Below are 13790 nucleotides of genomic sequence, written 5' to 3' on the forward strand. Positions count from 1 at the left end.
GAGGCGTCTTTGAACTCGACGATCCGTTCCAAGGCGTCGCCCTGCATCACCAAACGGCCATATCGGGCGGGATCGGCAGCCTCAAACCCCAGAACCACCACGTCATCTGTCGCCAGCGCCTCTTGCATCTTCTCAAGTGTCTCGGGCTGGACGAAGGGCGTGTCACCGTAGAGCACTAGTGCCATGCCCTCGAACCCGTCCAGCGCCGGGCGGGCCTGCGCCACCGCATGGGCCGTGCCCAATTGCTCGGTCTGTTCGACGACCTGCGCGTCTTCGTCAAAGAGGGTGGCGGCAGCGCGGACCTGATCGGCCCCGTGCCCGGCTACCACGACCGTATGGCGCGGGCCGAGCATTGCGCCCGCGGCCATGGCGTGTTCCAGCATCGGGGCAGAGGCCACGCGGTGCAGCACCTTTGGCAGGTCCGAGTTCATCCGTGTCCCCTTGCCCGCGGCGAGGATGATCAATGCAGTTTCCATGTAATTTTTCTCAACAAAGGTTAGCAGTATCGCGATAGTGGTGGCTACTATGCGCCAAGTCGCCAAGCGTTATGTTAGCCGGGCAATGTCCCGCGCCCTGAGGCGCCAACATCATTTAAGGATTGACGATATCTGCCATAAGAGCCGGTTCTCTCGCGCCCTAAGCGTCTCTATCAAGCTCACCGCGACAGACTTGGGCCAGCACAAAATAGGTGAGATTAGTAAAAGAGGGCTTGGCCTAAATTTCTGGATCACTAGCTGCTAAAATAAATGATCAAAGAATGTTGCTCAGAGAGCGTCCGTATTAAAAAATTCACCCGGCCACATCCGCTATGCGAACATCGGTCGGTGAAGCCATCTCAGACGGGCTCAAAGGACGAATTGGCCTGCCGAGAAATTCACGGTTACCGGTGCGAATAACGATATCGCCATCATCCAGAGCGCGCACCAACGTCCCTTGCACATGTATGTAGTCGCTCACGATGATAGTTCGAAGCATGTTTGTAGTCCCCCAGTAGCGTTGAAGCCTTCCTTAGACCCTGCCAGGGTGCGTCCGCAAGGCCTGTACTCAGGTTCAGCGCAAAGCTTTTGAAGTCTTCCATTAGTAGGCTTTCTGAGAGTATAGGTGGTTCTGCTATGATGGGATTGGATCGAAAATCCTTCAGCAAGAACCCAGTAAACTTTTCGAGGCAGTCTTTTGCCATATGCCAAAATGCCTACTGGTCTAACCCTTGAGATTACTTCATGTGACTTCGGCTAGAACCCACTGAAATCGGCACATTAGCGCATTTAATCGACGCAGCTAGCACCGGAGAACTGATTATTAAGATGTCCATTTTTCAAGAAGCCTCGCTCGGGCCCAACCAGCATCGATCGATCGCGATATGGCTGACCATCGGCATGTCTGTCTGCATTACCTTACTGACCCTTATCCCTTTGAACACCCCCACTGTGCTTCCTGGAAGCGACAAGACGCACCATGTCTTGGTTTTTATGTCTCTGATATTGCCTTCTGCGGCGTTCTATCCCGATGCGCTTCCTCGTGTCGCCCTTGCGGCAACATTCTATGCTGGTCTCATCGAGGTTATCCAGCCCTTCGTTGGCCGGTCTGGGGAGATGGCTGATTTCTTGGCGGACCTGCTCGGGATTTCGGTCGGAGCAATGATCGGTCTTTTGCTTCATCGCGGGGGCGGATGTTGGTCCGTTAAGTGTCGCCAGCGGAACTAATCCAGAGCTTGCAGCTGCAACCACTTTGCCTCGTCCGACCTGCCTTTCTCATAGTCTGCACAATTAGGGATTCGAAAAGCCTATGAGATCAAAGATTTGGTCGACTCTCCAAGAACATTAGTATGGTTAGCGTGCGTGGGTGCGCTGGAGTGGTGCACGCTGGCCTATGATGCGCGCACCCTTTTCTTGTCCTGTGCCTGTTTTTGCGAGCGCGCCTCAGTCTAAAAATAGCCTTCCCTTGTCCAGATGTAACACTTGATGTAGTGTTGTCTCAGATCGCGAGCGCATGATGTGCTTCGGTCGCCTTTGAAACGGGCGCCGACACATCAATAGGGTGCCCCTACGCTATGGAGCCAGCTCATGATCAATTTTGGATGTCTACCGTTTTGGGTGAAAACGGCTTCGGACCGCGCCTCCCACACTACAGCCTCTCGGGGCGTTATATCGAACTGCCCGTGTCGACATGCAATAAAGCTCTGCCGGAATGCACAGCGATTTGATGAATTGCCCAACGATTTCGTGGTCGGAGGGCTTTTGGCATGAGCATGCAGGAAAGTGACCTTGCTATACCCGACGTAGCACTCTGGGCAATGCGGCACCGGTTGACACGCCAACAAGCGATTTTCGTTGAAGCCTACCGCCAAGACTTTGATCCGGTAAAAGCGCTTCGCATTGCGGGCTTCGCTGGACGGGATGAAAAAGCACTTGCCATGAAGCTGCTCAACCAGCGGAATATCCAAGCCGCTCTCAAGGCCCGAAACGAAGAGCTACATTGCCGAGCTGAAGAAATGCGAGAGGCAGCTCTGGAATGGACACGGGATATGCTTGAGGCGGAACTTAGTGATATTTTCGATCCAAATGAACGCCTTAGACCTGTTGCCGACTGGCCGGTGGTCTGGCGTAAGGGCCTCGTACGTTCCTTGAAGGTTCAATCGAAGCCAGGACACAGTACGAAGTTCGAGTTTCAAATCAAGATAGCAGATAGGCTTCGGTTTCTTGAACTCATGATGCGCCATCTTGGAATGCTCGGTCCTCGCATCAAACGCAACGAGGATAAGAAACTTTTGGCTGCAGCGCGGGCCGCGCAACTGAATGCTGATCGGATGGCGCTACGGAAACCATAGGATAAAAGATCTTGATATCAGGGGTCGGGTCAAAGGAGGCTCAAGCCTCCCAAACATTTTGCTCAGCATATTCCAGATAGCGGGCGAGTACGTTTACGGATTTCCAACCACCGGCCCGCATAATGGCTGCGGTATCGAAGCCTTTGCGCAGAAGGTCCTGCGCGGCACCAACACGCATCGAGTGGCCGCTGAACGCCCGGACGTCCTCCGCGGGGTAGCCAGCTTGTTTTGCGGCGGTTTTGACCACTGTTTTGACGGTGGTATCGCTGAGGCTGCGATCTACCGGGTGTTCTTGATAAATCGGGCAAAAGAGCCACTGAGTACTCGCGCCGCGCCAGTCCTGCCAATCCAATACGCGCTGCGCCGTATCAACCGAGGTAAAGGCGACACGGCCTTGTCCTTCTTGGTCGGCTTTGCTGCGGCGGATCAACACCCGCAAGGTGCCATCGCCCCGCAGCGTGATATCCTCGTCGCGCAGTGCGACCAGTTCTGATCGGCGGGTCATCAGTTCATAGCCTAGAGACAACATGGCGGTGTTGCGCATTCCCCAAGGGGTCTTGGGCTGAACGGCAAGGAAACGTTCTAGGTGCGCAGCTGTCAATCCGCGCGCCTGTTGCGGGCGGACAGGTTTCGCGCGTCGTACCCGCCGGTAGGCGAGATTGATCTCTTCGTCGTGTGTCGGATCTGCGAGACCCAACAACCGATGAATTTTGCGGATGGCGTAAAGGCGGCGCCTTACCGTCGAGGGCGCCATTAGCGTGCCTTCGGCTTCCAAGAAGGCGCAGACCTGCTCCACGCTTGCTGGAAAGGGGGCAAGCCGCTCTTCGGCACACCAATTAACATAGGCTTGAACATCGCAATGATATGCGCGCATCGTTGCATCAGAATATGCCCCATCAAGAGTCTCTAATGCGTTACTCCAATCCAACATGCTCGATCTCCAATAAGATTCGCCTAGTTATGATAAAAATTAAATCATAACTGAGGCTATGTCAATTACAGGTCAGCAAATACGAACAGCGCGCGCCGCGCTGAATTGGTCGGTCAAAGATCTTGCCGATGCCACAGGTGTCGGTACCGCGACGATCGTGCGCTATGAATTGGCAGAAGCTGCCGTGCCGAAATCGCGCAAGAGCAACCTTGAGATACTGCGCACCTGTTTCGAGGCTGCCGGGATCGAATTCATCGGCGCACCCGATGACGCGCCCGGCTTACGGTTCCATCCTTCAAATCCCTGAACGTACCCTGAATAAGTTTAGGGTCAGATTTTTGAGTTGTTCGCAAAAAGGGTTGCGAGCGCCTGTACCTATATCTAGTGTGTAGAACACATACCGTGCGCATGATGTGCTAGGTTCGATTTCCGCTCAGCGGAGGTGATGTGCATGATGCCAGTCCCTCCGCTCTTTGCAGGGACGTACCGATGCGCATTTTCGGTTTCCCAACAACAATTTTCGGCTTCATCGCACCTACGCGTGCGCCGCCTTGCGTCATGATTTGGTCCTTTGCCCATCGGCAGAGGCGACTTCCGAGAAAATTCATCTCTTCGCAAGGACCCCAATGATGACCAAAGATCCCAAAAAACCCGTCGCCGCGCAACACAAATGCCTCCCCGTCGCCCTTGGAGGAAGTCGCGCAAACCATGAGAAGATCGAGAGCGAGGTGCATGATACGCTTCAGGCTCGCAGCGCGTTGGAGCGCCGCCGCGCTAGCGAAATCGCAATTCTTGAGATGGAGCTGGAGCAGCATCGCCGGATGCGCGATACACTCCTTATGGCAACTGTTCGCGATTTGGCGGCTGGCTACTTCACTGTCGGCCGGTTCGTAGTCCGGCCAGATGTCGAACCAAAGCACATGAAGCTCGCACGAGACCTGGTGGGGCAAGAGCCAACGCGCCAGCTCGCAGCGGAAGAAAAACTACAGGCCGCGGGAACGACGTTGGATGAGATTTATGCGCGGGCCTATCAAACTCTCGCAGAGAAGCTGAGCCATCACGAAAAGCGTATCGAAAGCTTGGAAAAGCGTCGCCGCGAGCTCACAGATGATTATGACGCCCTCCGGGTCATCGCCCCACGGATGCGGTCCAATGGATAAGCGTGACCGAGACCGAGCTGCGCCTGCTGACCCTTCACAGAATGCCCGAAAGCACGGGTTGACTGCGCCGGTGCCGACCCAGCACACACTCACGATCTACCGCGAGATCCTCAACAACCCCGAACAATGTGCGGCAAGCTACGTCACATACAAGGTAAACCGGTTGGCATGGGAGTTCGCGGAAGCTGAGGCGCTGGTCGAGCGCGCCAGCGCGGCTGAACGGGAGCACCTTTTCGGCAGTGCGCGGGCAGACGCGGTTACGATTGACGATTTCCGAAAGGTGGTGCTGGACGTCCCAGCCATGCGGGAAATCGTCCTCTCGCAAACGGTGGATGTCGCTGCTGCGGTCGCTGCAGCGCAGGAGGCGGCATATTGGAAGGCCTATTGGAAAAAGGCAGACCTCTTGAAGCGCTATCGTCGCGAGGCTGAGACCAGAAGAAGGAAAGCGCAGGCCGCCTATACCAAGGCGCTTGTCGCGGACGATCCCTGCCCACCAAGCTAGCTAAGCCGTTCGCCTTCAGGCGGCGGAGGACTCGCTGGATTTGCCGTCACAGAGCAGTCGCTGCTTTTGGATGGCACGCTATTTGACAGTTATGGACCAAATACTCTCGGGGCGAAGACGATCTTCGCCCCGAGAGCGCGCTTTTACTTGCACGACCGGTTGGCATGACCTCGTCCCGCCCGTCTGCTGCAGAATGACTTCCCTAATATACGCGAGCGCAATGCATTTTTTGCGCTCGCACGCTTAAAATAAACGCCTTTTGAATGTTTGTCCTGTGTCCCGGCGGGGTGGGAGTTCACACCGGTAGCGCGCGCTGAGCGGAGCCTTCGCATTGCGAAGCGAGGCGCGCGCGGGCCGTTTAGCGGCTGCATGTTTTCTATCAAAGCTTTGAACGTCGAACAGGCCATGTGTTGCGGAACACGGAGGTCCCTTTCTGGTTTCTCGCCCGCGCCTTCTCTGTCCCAGTTCCAGAAGCCCGGACTATCCCAGCGTGTATCTTACCCGTTGCTTCGCCCGCCAAGAACAATTTCCCGAAACGGACTTTCATTCACCTTCAGGTGGTGGAGCAAAGGCTTCGGTCGTGGCTTCATGGCCGGTAGGGCAGGGCGCTGTTCAATGGATGGGTGCAGCTACGCACAGAATAAATCTAGGGCAATAAATCCCTCGACGCGCAACAGTTTGCCAACCTGCCGGTGCAAAGCATTCACATCTTACGGCGCACGAGTATCCAGGCTATTTTGTTAGGGCGCTTCGACGCTGGGGGCCTCATGGGTAATCTGACCATAAGACTAAACCCTGAGGAAAAAGCCCGGCTAAAAGCCTGGGCCGCGGTGAGGGGTGTGAGCACGACCGAGTATATCAAAGCCCTCGTCGCTGCCGATATGGCAGCGGGAAATGCATATGAGCGCGCTGCCGCTTGGTTTCGCGAAAATGAAGCTGCCATTGCCAAAGAAGCAGAGCAGGTCGAAACGAGCGGTGTCCCGGTGTCCCATTTGGCCTTGCACCACCCGTGGCCTGATGCAGAAGTTTGACGTTCTTGAGATCGCTGCGATCTTTACCTCGTTGTGCAAGCGGAGCATCTGCTGGAGCTGAATACGGTCGTCCTGTTGCCGATCGTTTCTGCGTCTCGCTATAGCTGCCGAACCTTTGGCCCCATTCCCGAAACGACCTTGGGCTCGCTCTCAAGTTGCAATTTTTAGGCTTTCCCGGCATATTTTACCTTCGATGTGCTGAAGCTTTCCGAACGACAGGGTGCTCCGCGTGTGGCCCAATCATGCCGGGAAGAGGCATCGCCGGCAAAGCTCCGATAACGCGCACCATCAGCGGCGCGCGGGTCGATCCGCCCAACGAGGCTCAGAGATGGGTAAAAAACGCGCCTCCTGCAACCCGCCCGGGCATTCGCGCGACTAGGGAAGTGATCGGTGACCCATTGCAACACACACCAATCATGTGTATTTATTATGTGATTTAGGAGTATGGCATGCAGACCACAGCCGAAAAGCAGCGCACAAACATTACCCTTACAGCAGAAAATCTCTCTGCCGCCCGGGAGTTAGGCTTGAATGTCTCGGCGATCAGCGATGCTGCTGTCGGAGAAGCGGTGCGTGCGGCACGGGCCGCAGCTTGGGCATCAGACAACGCGGCGGCGATCTCAGAGCGCCGCGCTTGGATTGAGGCCCATGGGATGCCGCTGGCGGACTTGCAGGTGCTGCGGCTCGGCTGATGGCGCAGTTCCAAGTCTACCAAGTATCTGGCGGGCGGCTTGTGCTCGACCTTCAGACGGATCTCATCGACACAGGTTCCCGCGTGGTCGCACCTTTGATCCCGATTGCAGGCGGGCCGGGGGTCATAGGACGTCTGGAGCCGGTACTCGAGATTAACGGTGATGCCTATGCCCTGCACACTGCAGAGATGGCGGCGATCCCCTCTGCGTTGCTCACAGGTCCTCCCATCGCCGATCTTTCCGCATCAGACTATGAAATCCGCGGAGCCCTCGACATGGTCTTTTCAGGCTTCTGAGCAGGCCAATTTGACCAGCCTTCTCCTCCGCGCGTTATCGGATCCGGTTACGCTAAGAGCCCAGCAATCCGCCGCGCAATCTCGCCCCGCTCATAATCCAGCGTCGCCACATGGTAAGACCGCTCCAACCAAGACAGTCGTATCTCACCTGACCCCACTGAGGTCGCGATACGCAGCGCGTTTTGTGGGTCGACGACATTGTCGCTTCGCGACTGCATAATCTGGATCGGCTGCCGTATCAGCGGCAGCAAGGCGCCGGTCGCATTCGTCAGCAGAAACCGCTCTTTTAGTGTATCGCGTGGAATCCGATCATAGCAAATTTCGGTCCTCCCCGGTTCGGCGATGTCGGAGCCGATGCCGTCGATGAACGCCGGCCCGTCTGCCTCGTAAAGCGGCGCGACAACCTCGGGGCGGTAGAGGCCGGTTGAGCCGTTGATGCTGACCACGCCCTGTATCTTATCGGGCATTCTGGCGGCGAGGTTGAGCGATAGCGTCGCGCCCAAGGAAAGCCCGCCGACGATAACCCGGCCACAGCGTGCCGAAAGTTTGGCGAGAGCGTCCTCTGCTGAGGCGACCCAATCCGCTTGGCCGGTTATTGCCAGGGCCGCAGGGGTTTCGCCATGTCCCGCGAGACGCGGACAATATACCGTCGCGCCGCTGATCTCATGTACTTTTTCCGCGACTTCTCGCACGCTCTGCGGCGTGCTGGTGAAGCCGTGGAAAAAGAGAAATCCGGTGTCGCTGCCTTCGAGAAGAAATGGCTGCGCCTCGGGCAGGTCGAAGGGGGCGATCGGGGTCTGTTTCATAGGCGCATAAGATCGCGCTATCGCTGTGTTACGCAAATAGACTTGTGGTATCGTGCGATAACCGAACGCGATCAACCAAGCGGCGGGAAGTGGTTGCGGAACTGACGCAACAGCCCGGTATCTGCCTTGATGCTCCATGCCATCGAGATCGTCGCCTCTGCATCTAGCCCTGCTATCGGCACCAGTTCTAACGCTGCGGGCAGGCTCTCGGCCATGGTCATGGGGAAAAGCGTCACCCCGCGGCGTTCGGCCACGCGCTGTAAGATCACCTGCACGTCCCAAGCCTCATCCACCACCACGGGGGTAAGACCCGCGCGATCGCATGCGCTGTCGAGCAAGGCGCGCCATGAGCGCCAATTTTCCCGCAGCCCCATGACGAAAGGCATCTCTGGCAAATCAGTGACGTGCGAAGGGGCTTCGCCTGCGGGGGCGACCAAACCGATGCGCGAACTCCAGACGGGCATTTGGTCGATCCCCGGTGCGCCAACGGTGGGGTGGGATAGCAGAAAGCCAAGGTCGATGGCGCCGGACTTCAGGTTTTTCAGCATGTTATCCGTGGACATGACATGCATCTCGACCTGCACGCCGGGGACACTGCGGTGGAACGCATCCAGCGCTTCTGAGATTTGCCTTGAGGTGGCGAGGGCGGAATAGCCCACGATGATATGCCCACGAGCCCCGGCCGCATTCTGGCGCGAGGCGCGGATCGTCCGCTCGAACTGCGCGACCGTCTGGCGCGCATCGTCGAGGAAAACGACGCCTTCCGGTGTGGGGATCACGCGCGGCCCGCTGCGATCGAATATCCGAAACCCCAAATCCACCTCAGTGTCTTTCACGGCTTTCGAAATGGCAGGCTGCGCGATATTGAGCATCTCGGCTGCGGCGCGGAAGCCCTGGGCATCGGCCACGGCCAAAGCGTATCGCAGATGTCGGAGGTCGAGCCTTGTGGGTTTCCTGCTGTCGTCCATTGATGCTTCCGTGTTGATCGCGTTTCGTTATCACTCGATCAACCATCGCTATTTGTCAACTGACCCTTCAGCGGTGAGGTTGAATCGGAATTACGGGCCCGGTTCCCGTCTTGGTATGGGGAGGAGGCCCGATGCTGACGCTGTTCAACAGATTATGCTCTTGGCTGATGTTTATCGGCGGCTTCGGTGTCATCGCGATGATGCTGAACATCGTGGCCGATGTGGTCGCCAAACTGGTGTGGAACGCGCCGATCCAAGGCACGGTCGAGATGTCGTCCTACTACTATATGGTCGCGCTGGTCATGTTGCCGATGGCCTTTGTCGAGATGCAGGACCAGCAAATCTCGGTCGATCTGTTGTTCAATCACTTCCCCGCATGGCTTCAGAAACTTGCGCTGCTCTTTAGCTGCCTCGCCGCCGCCGCCATCTTGGCCGTGATGACATGGCGCACCGGGCTGGACGCGATGCGCGCTCTGCGTGTGGGCGAAGTCGTGATGGGCGGGCGCGAAGTCATCGTCTGGCCCTCGCGTATGGTTCTGCCGCTTGGCTTCGGCCTTGCCAGTCTCGCCGCGTTGCTGCGGGGTCTGCTGGTGCTGCGCGGGCAGCCTGTCACCCAGTCCGACCTTGATGGGGGCATGTCATGAGCAATCTCGTTATCGGTTGGATCGGTGTGGGCACGTTGTTCGGTCTGCTGGCCTTTCGGATGTCCATCGGGACGGCTCTTATGGCGGTGTCCTTCGTCGGCATCACGGTGATGTTCAACCTGCAAGCCGCTTTTGGCATCGTCAGCGCCATGCCATTCAATTTGATCGGAGACTGGTCACTGACGGCAATCCCGATGTTCCTCTTCATGGGCTTCATCGCCGCCAATACCGGACTTACCGCGGGTGCGTTTGACCTTTTGCGTGTGTTGCTGGCGCGGGTGCCTGGCGGTCTGGCCTCGGCCAGTGTCGGCGCTTGCGGGCTTTTCGCGGCCGCTTCCGGCTCTTCCATCGCGACCACCGCCGCCATGTCGAAGATCGCCGTGCCGGAGATGCTGAAGGCGAAATATCACCCTTCGCTGGCCACCGGTGTCGTCGCGGCTTCAGGCACGCTTGGCTCCCTCATCCCGCCGTCAATCCTCATGGTGCTCTACGGCATTTTCACTGAGCAATCGATCGGCCAGCTCTTCATCGCGGGCGTCATTCCCGGTGTGCTCTCAGCCTTCGTATATATGGCGATGATCACCGTTCGCGCCACGGTCACACCCCAGCTGGCTCCGCCCGTGGTCGAACGGATCGACCGGGCCCAAGTGCTGGGCCTGCTATGGTCCGTTTGGCCGTTTCCTGTACTGGTGCTCGGCGTTTTAGGTGGGATTTTTGGCGGCTTCTTCACTCCGACTGAGGCCGGCGCCGTGGGTGCATTCCTTGCCGCGACGGTTGCTTTGCTTCGCCGCTCGCTAACCCGCAAAGCGCTGGCCGAGGCGATCCGACAGACGACGGTCGCGACCTCTTCGATCTTCTTTCTCTCCATTGGCGCGGTGATGTTCACCCGCTTCATGGGGCTGTCGGGCGTACCGCGCGCCCTAACGGATATGATGCTGTCGGTTTCGGACAATCAGATCGTGATCATCCTGATGATTGCCGCGCTCTTCGTCATCTTGGGCATGGTGATCGACTCCATCGGTCTCATCCTGCTGACGCTACCGATCCTGCTACCGGTGCTTGAGGCCGCAGACATCAACCTCATTTGGTTCGGCATCATCTGCATCAAGCTTTTGGAGATCGGGCTGGTGACACCGCCTGTCGGCCTGAACCTCTATGTCCTGCACAGCGCGCTCTCTGGCGAGGTAAAGCTGCGCGACATCATCTCGGGCACGACATGGTTCATCGCCATGGACATCGTGACGCTTTTTATCCTGATCGCCTTTCCCGCGATCAGCCTGTTCCTGCCCTCGCTCATGGCGCAGTAACGCTTTTTTAACCGGAGGAGACGACAACATGAAACTCAACACATCCATACTGGCCCTCGCGGTCTGTGGCCTCGGCACCGCCGCCGCAGCCCAGAACGCGAACCACTTCTTTGCGGAACGCCATTCGATGGTGCGCGGTCCTTACGTGGAATTTGCCGAACGTGTGGCCGAAGAAACTAATGGCGAGGTGAATTTCACCGTCTTCGCCGGTGGCTCCCTGCTGCCGCCGGCCGCTTCATTGCAAGGCGTGCGCGATGGTGTGGCTCAAGTGACCTATCACGCGGGCACCTATACGCCGTCCGAACTGCCTGTCGCGAATCTGATCGGCAACTTCGCCTTCTACAACACCGATCCGATGGTCATGGCTTTCGCCTCGACCGAGTTTGGCCTCACCAACGAAGCCGCCTTGGCCGAGTGGAAAGAGAATGGCGTGGTCTTCGGTGGCGGCTACTCGACCTCTGAATATTATATGATGTGCAACACGCCCGTCGCTACCTATGATGACATTCAAGGCAAACGCCTGCGCATGGCCGGGGGCGCCTGGTCGCGTTTTGCGGAACATGTGGGCGCCGTGCCCGTGTCGATCCCCTCGAGCGAGATGTACACCGGCCTCGACACAGGCTCGCTCGACTGTGCCGTGGCGGCTGCCGATGCGCTCGACTCCTTTTCGCTTTCCGATGTAGTGACGCATCTGAATATGCTGGCCGTCGGCAACTATTACGCCGGTTTCGAGTGGGGCTATAACCCAACGTTTTGGCAGGGTCTGTCGCAAGAATCGCGCGACGTTTTGTTTGACCAAATGGCCTATTATTTGGCGCAGCACCGGGTTGAGTTCGACAAGGACGTCGACAAAGCGGTCTCTGCTGCGAAAGAAGGCGGTATGGAAGTCTTCGAGCCCGACCAAGCCCTTAAAGACGCGCTGGCGGAATTCGTCAAAGCGGACGAAGCCGTGCTGATCGAAAACGCCAAAAGCCGTGGGATCGAGAACCCCGAGTCTCTGCTGGAAGACTATAAGCGCATCGTGGACCGCTGGGCCGAACTGCTTGCCAATGTGGATCACACCGACACCAATGCGCTGGCAGCGCTGGCAAAAAGCGAGATCTATGACAAGCTGGACCGTGCAAACTACGGCATGAACTAAGCTTTAGTGCGTAGAAGGGTAGGGGCGCCGCAATGGCGCCCCTTAGCCCGCCCGCATTGGCAACCAGCGACCGCGCGGCGCTTCGGTGACCAGCGCCCGGTCCCTGACCAATAGCTCACCCCGAGAGAGCACATGGCGCGGCATGCCTTTGACGGTAGTGCCTTCGAAGGGATTGTAACCGGTGTTGTCATGCAGATCATCGGCGCCGTAGGTGTAAGAAGCCTCAGGATCCCAAATCGCCAGATCAGCATCGAAGCCTTCGGCAATTGCGCCTTTGCCATCCAGACCAAAGGCTCGCGCAGGCGCGGTGGCGGTCACTTTGGCGAATGCTTCGACATCCATGCGTCCCTCGCTCACCATCGCGCTGAACATCAGCGGCAAGCGCGTCTCCAGCCCCGGCATCCCATTGGCGATTTGATTGAATGGCGCGTTTTCCCCATGGGCGAACTTGCCGCTTGCGTCCATCCGGTAGGGCGCATGGTCTGAGGTGATCAGCTCAATCGTGCCATCGGCCATTGCCTCCCAAAGAGCGGCCTGATCCTCAGTACTGCGCTGCGGAGGGGAGCACATAAAGCGGGCCGGATTCTCGCTGTCCAGAATATCCTCGGTCATGAAAAGGTAGTGCGGACAGGTCTCGGCCTGCACCTTCACCCCACGCGCGCGGGCCTGCCGGATGATCTCGGCCCCTTCACCGGTTGAGACGTGAAAGATCATCACCCGCGCCCCGGTGAATTCGGCAAAACGGCACATCCGGTCGATCGCCTCAATCTCTGCCTCGCGTGGGTGGGAGGCGGCGTGGTATTTCGGGGCGGTCTTGCCCTCGGCCAGCAGCTTTTCGGTCATATGGCCGATCAGCCCGTCATTCTCGGCGTGAAAACAGACGAGTGCGCCCGCATCCCGCGCCAAAGCAAGGATATCGAGGATAGATTTGTCGTCCTGACGAACCTTGGCGTAGGTGGTGAATATCTTGATCGAACGGTGCCCTTCGGCGATCAGCGCCGGGATGTCTTTGGCAAGATTGGCATTGCCCGTGTCGGCGACGATCATGTGAAAGGCGTGATCGATGATCGCGCCCTTCTTGGCAAGCGCGGCATAGTTCCCCACGACCTTCCGCATCTTCTGGCCCGCGTGCTGCGCGGCGAATGAAACGGTGGTCGTGGTTCCGCCCATCGCGGCAGAGCGTGTGGCGGTGCGGAACGTATCGGCATTCATCAACCCCGCGCCGGACATCTGTTCGATATGGCAGTGGGTATCTACACCACCGGGCAATACCAAGAGGCCGCGCGCGTCGATTTCTGTAGGGGCAGAGGATGTGATGGTGCTGCTCAACTCACTGATTCTACCATCCGCGATGGCGATGTCCTGAACCGCAGCGCCTATGGGCGTTACAACGGTCCCGCCACGAATGACGGTGTCAATCTGTTTGCTTTGCATGGCAACCTCGACGATATGCAGTATCTGGGTGGTGAAAATAATCATACCATG

Annotated in this window: 16 protein-coding genes; 11 read left to right on the forward strand and 5 right to left on the reverse strand. The window is 57.8% G+C overall.

Annotated elements, in window-relative coordinates:
- Positions 1–476, reverse strand: a 476-nt coding sequence (locus tag ACGYLA_RS17010; RefSeq protein WP_394434035.1) for an NTP transferase domain-containing protein, incomplete at its 3' end; no start/stop codon positions are given.
- Between the two features lie 828 nt (positions 477–1304).
- On the opposite strand from ACGYLA_RS17010, the gene ACGYLA_RS17015 reads away from it, so the two are divergent.
- Together ACGYLA_RS17015 and ACGYLA_RS17020 are read left to right on the forward strand one after the other, a co-directional pair.
- Positions 1305–1703, forward strand: a complete 399-nt coding sequence (locus tag ACGYLA_RS17015; RefSeq protein ID WP_394434037.1) for a VanZ family protein — start codon at positions 1305–1307, stop codon at positions 1701–1703.
- Positions 1704–2242: 539 nt separating this feature from the next.
- Positions 2243–2827 carry a terminase small subunit gene (locus tag ACGYLA_RS17020; protein WP_394434039.1) on the forward strand — a complete coding sequence of 195 codons (585 nt, stop codon included), beginning with the start codon at positions 2243–2245 and terminating at the stop codon, positions 2825–2827.
- Between the two features lie 40 nt (positions 2828–2867).
- Here ACGYLA_RS17020 and ACGYLA_RS17025 read toward each other — a convergent pair whose 3' ends face one another.
- Positions 2868–3758 (reverse strand): tyrosine-type recombinase/integrase, encoded by an 891-nt coding sequence (locus ACGYLA_RS17025; protein ID WP_394434041.1) that lies wholly within the window; start codon positions 3756–3758, stop codon positions 2868–2870.
- Between the two features lie 58 nt (positions 3759–3816).
- On the opposite strand from ACGYLA_RS17025, the gene ACGYLA_RS17030 reads away from it, so the two are divergent.
- The 6 genes from ACGYLA_RS17030 to ACGYLA_RS17055 all read left to right on the forward strand — a co-directional run bounded on the left by ACGYLA_RS17030 (position 3817) and on the right by ACGYLA_RS17055 (position 7439).
- Positions 3817–4065 (forward strand): multiprotein-bridging factor 1 family protein, encoded by a 249-nt coding sequence (locus ACGYLA_RS17030; RefSeq protein ID WP_394434043.1) that lies wholly within the window; start codon positions 3817–3819, stop codon positions 4063–4065.
- Between the two features lie 322 nt (positions 4066–4387).
- Positions 4388–4918, forward strand: coding sequence for a hypothetical protein (locus ACGYLA_RS17035; RefSeq protein ID WP_394434045.1), 531 nt, complete (start codon positions 4388–4390; stop codon positions 4916–4918).
- On the forward strand, positions 4911–5420 hold the full coding sequence (locus ACGYLA_RS17040; protein ID WP_394434047.1) for a hypothetical protein: 510 nt from the start codon (positions 4911–4913) through the stop codon (positions 5418–5420). Before ACGYLA_RS17035 ends, ACGYLA_RS17040 begins: the two co-directional genes overlap by 8 nt.
- Before the next feature lie 767 nt (positions 5421–6187).
- Positions 6188–6451 carry a hypothetical protein gene (locus ACGYLA_RS17045; protein WP_394434049.1) on the forward strand — a complete coding sequence of 88 codons (264 nt, stop codon included), beginning with the start codon at positions 6188–6190 and terminating at the stop codon, positions 6449–6451.
- Positions 6452–6900: 449 nt separating this feature from the next.
- Positions 6901–7143, forward strand: a complete 243-nt coding sequence (locus tag ACGYLA_RS17050) for a type II toxin-antitoxin system CcdA family antitoxin (RefSeq protein WP_394434051.1) — start codon at positions 6901–6903, stop codon at positions 7141–7143.
- Positions 7143–7439 carry a CcdB family protein gene (locus tag ACGYLA_RS17055; protein ID WP_394434053.1) on the forward strand — a complete coding sequence of 99 codons (297 nt, stop codon included), beginning with the start codon at positions 7143–7145 and terminating at the stop codon, positions 7437–7439. Before ACGYLA_RS17050 ends, ACGYLA_RS17055 begins: the two co-directional genes overlap by 1 nt.
- 47 nt (positions 7440–7486) lie before the next feature.
- Here ACGYLA_RS17055 and ACGYLA_RS17060 read toward each other — a convergent pair whose 3' ends face one another.
- Both ACGYLA_RS17060 and ACGYLA_RS17065 read right to left on the reverse strand, forming a co-directional pair.
- Positions 7487–8245, reverse strand: coding sequence for an alpha/beta hydrolase (locus ACGYLA_RS17060; protein ID WP_394434055.1), 759 nt, complete (start codon positions 8243–8245; stop codon positions 7487–7489).
- A gap of 71 nt (positions 8246–8316) precedes the next feature.
- The gene (locus tag ACGYLA_RS17065; protein ID WP_394434057.1) at positions 8317–9213 is read right to left on the reverse strand and encodes a LysR family transcriptional regulator; all 897 of its coding nucleotides are present in this window, start codon (positions 9211–9213) and stop codon (positions 8317–8319) included.
- 131 nt (positions 9214–9344) lie between these two features.
- Between ACGYLA_RS17065 and ACGYLA_RS17070 the strand changes: the two genes are divergently transcribed.
- From ACGYLA_RS17070 to ACGYLA_RS17080, 3 genes are read left to right on the forward strand one after another with little or no spacing between them, the layout of a single operon-like run.
- Positions 9345–9857 (forward strand): TRAP transporter small permease subunit, encoded by a 513-nt coding sequence (locus ACGYLA_RS17070; RefSeq protein ID WP_209219519.1) that lies wholly within the window; start codon positions 9345–9347, stop codon positions 9855–9857.
- The gene (locus ACGYLA_RS17075; protein ID WP_394434059.1) at positions 9854–11164 is read left to right on the forward strand and encodes a TRAP transporter large permease; all 1311 of its coding nucleotides are present in this window, start codon (positions 9854–9856) and stop codon (positions 11162–11164) included. The genes ACGYLA_RS17070 and ACGYLA_RS17075 overlap by 4 nt, the downstream gene beginning before the upstream one ends.
- A gap of 28 nt (positions 11165–11192) precedes the next feature.
- Positions 11193–12305: a C4-dicarboxylate TRAP transporter substrate-binding protein gene (locus tag ACGYLA_RS17080; RefSeq protein WP_394434061.1), complete on the forward strand. Its 1113-nt coding sequence runs from the start codon at positions 11193–11195 to the stop codon at positions 12303–12305.
- A gap of 42 nt (positions 12306–12347) precedes the next feature.
- On the opposite strand, the gene hydA is transcribed toward ACGYLA_RS17080, so the two are convergent.
- The gene (gene hydA / locus ACGYLA_RS17085) at positions 12348–13784 is read right to left on the reverse strand and encodes a dihydropyrimidinase (protein ID WP_394434063.1); all 1437 of its coding nucleotides are present in this window, start codon (positions 13782–13784) and stop codon (positions 12348–12350) included.
- Between the last annotated feature and the right edge of the window lie 6 nt (positions 13785–13790).

This window comes from Sulfitobacter sp. 1A13679 (genome assembly GCF_043557115.1).
In the GTDB taxonomy this organism is placed as follows: Bacteria; Pseudomonadota; Alphaproteobacteria; order Rhodobacterales; family Rhodobacteraceae; genus Sulfitobacter; species Sulfitobacter faviae.

Excerpts from the sequence above, each read along its gene's own strand:
- ACGYLA_RS17075 (WP_394434059.1), top strand. The coding sequence starts at position 9,854 with ATGAGCAATCTCGTTATCGGTTGGATCGGTGTGGGCACGTTGTTCGGT.
- ACGYLA_RS17050 (WP_394434051.1), top strand. The coding sequence starts at position 6,901 with ATGCAGACCACAGCCGAAAAGCAGCGCACAAACATTACCCTTACAGCA.
- ACGYLA_RS17030 (WP_394434043.1), top strand. The coding sequence starts at position 3,817 with ATGTCAATTACAGGTCAGCAAATACGAACAGCGCGCGCCGCGCTGAAT.
- hydA (WP_394434063.1), bottom strand. The coding sequence starts at position 13,784 with ATGATTATTTTCACCACCCAGATACTGCATATCGTCGAGGTTGCCATG.
- ACGYLA_RS17035 (WP_394434045.1), top strand. The coding sequence starts at position 4,388 with ATGACCAAAGATCCCAAAAAACCCGTCGCCGCGCAACACAAATGCCTC.
- ACGYLA_RS17020 (WP_394434039.1), top strand. The coding sequence starts at position 2,243 with ATGAGCATGCAGGAAAGTGACCTTGCTATACCCGACGTAGCACTCTGG.
- ACGYLA_RS17055 (WP_394434053.1), top strand. The coding sequence starts at position 7,143 with ATGGCGCAGTTCCAAGTCTACCAAGTATCTGGCGGGCGGCTTGTGCTC.
- ACGYLA_RS17040 (WP_394434047.1), top strand. The coding sequence starts at position 4,911 with ATGGATAAGCGTGACCGAGACCGAGCTGCGCCTGCTGACCCTTCACAG.
- ACGYLA_RS17070 (WP_209219519.1), top strand. The coding sequence starts at position 9,345 with ATGCTGACGCTGTTCAACAGATTATGCTCTTGGCTGATGTTTATCGGC.
- ACGYLA_RS17065 (WP_394434057.1), bottom strand. The coding sequence starts at position 9,213 with ATGGACGACAGCAGGAAACCCACAAGGCTCGACCTCCGACATCTGCGA.
- ACGYLA_RS17015 (WP_394434037.1), top strand. The coding sequence starts at position 1,305 with ATGTCCATTTTTCAAGAAGCCTCGCTCGGGCCCAACCAGCATCGATCG.
- ACGYLA_RS17025 (WP_394434041.1), bottom strand. The coding sequence starts at position 3,758 with ATGTTGGATTGGAGTAACGCATTAGAGACTCTTGATGGGGCATATTCT.
- ACGYLA_RS17045 (WP_394434049.1), top strand. The coding sequence starts at position 6,188 with ATGGGTAATCTGACCATAAGACTAAACCCTGAGGAAAAAGCCCGGCTA.
- ACGYLA_RS17080 (WP_394434061.1), top strand. The coding sequence starts at position 11,193 with ATGAAACTCAACACATCCATACTGGCCCTCGCGGTCTGTGGCCTCGGC.
- ACGYLA_RS17060 (WP_394434055.1), bottom strand. The coding sequence starts at position 8,245 with ATGAAACAGACCCCGATCGCCCCCTTCGACCTGCCCGAGGCGCAGCCA.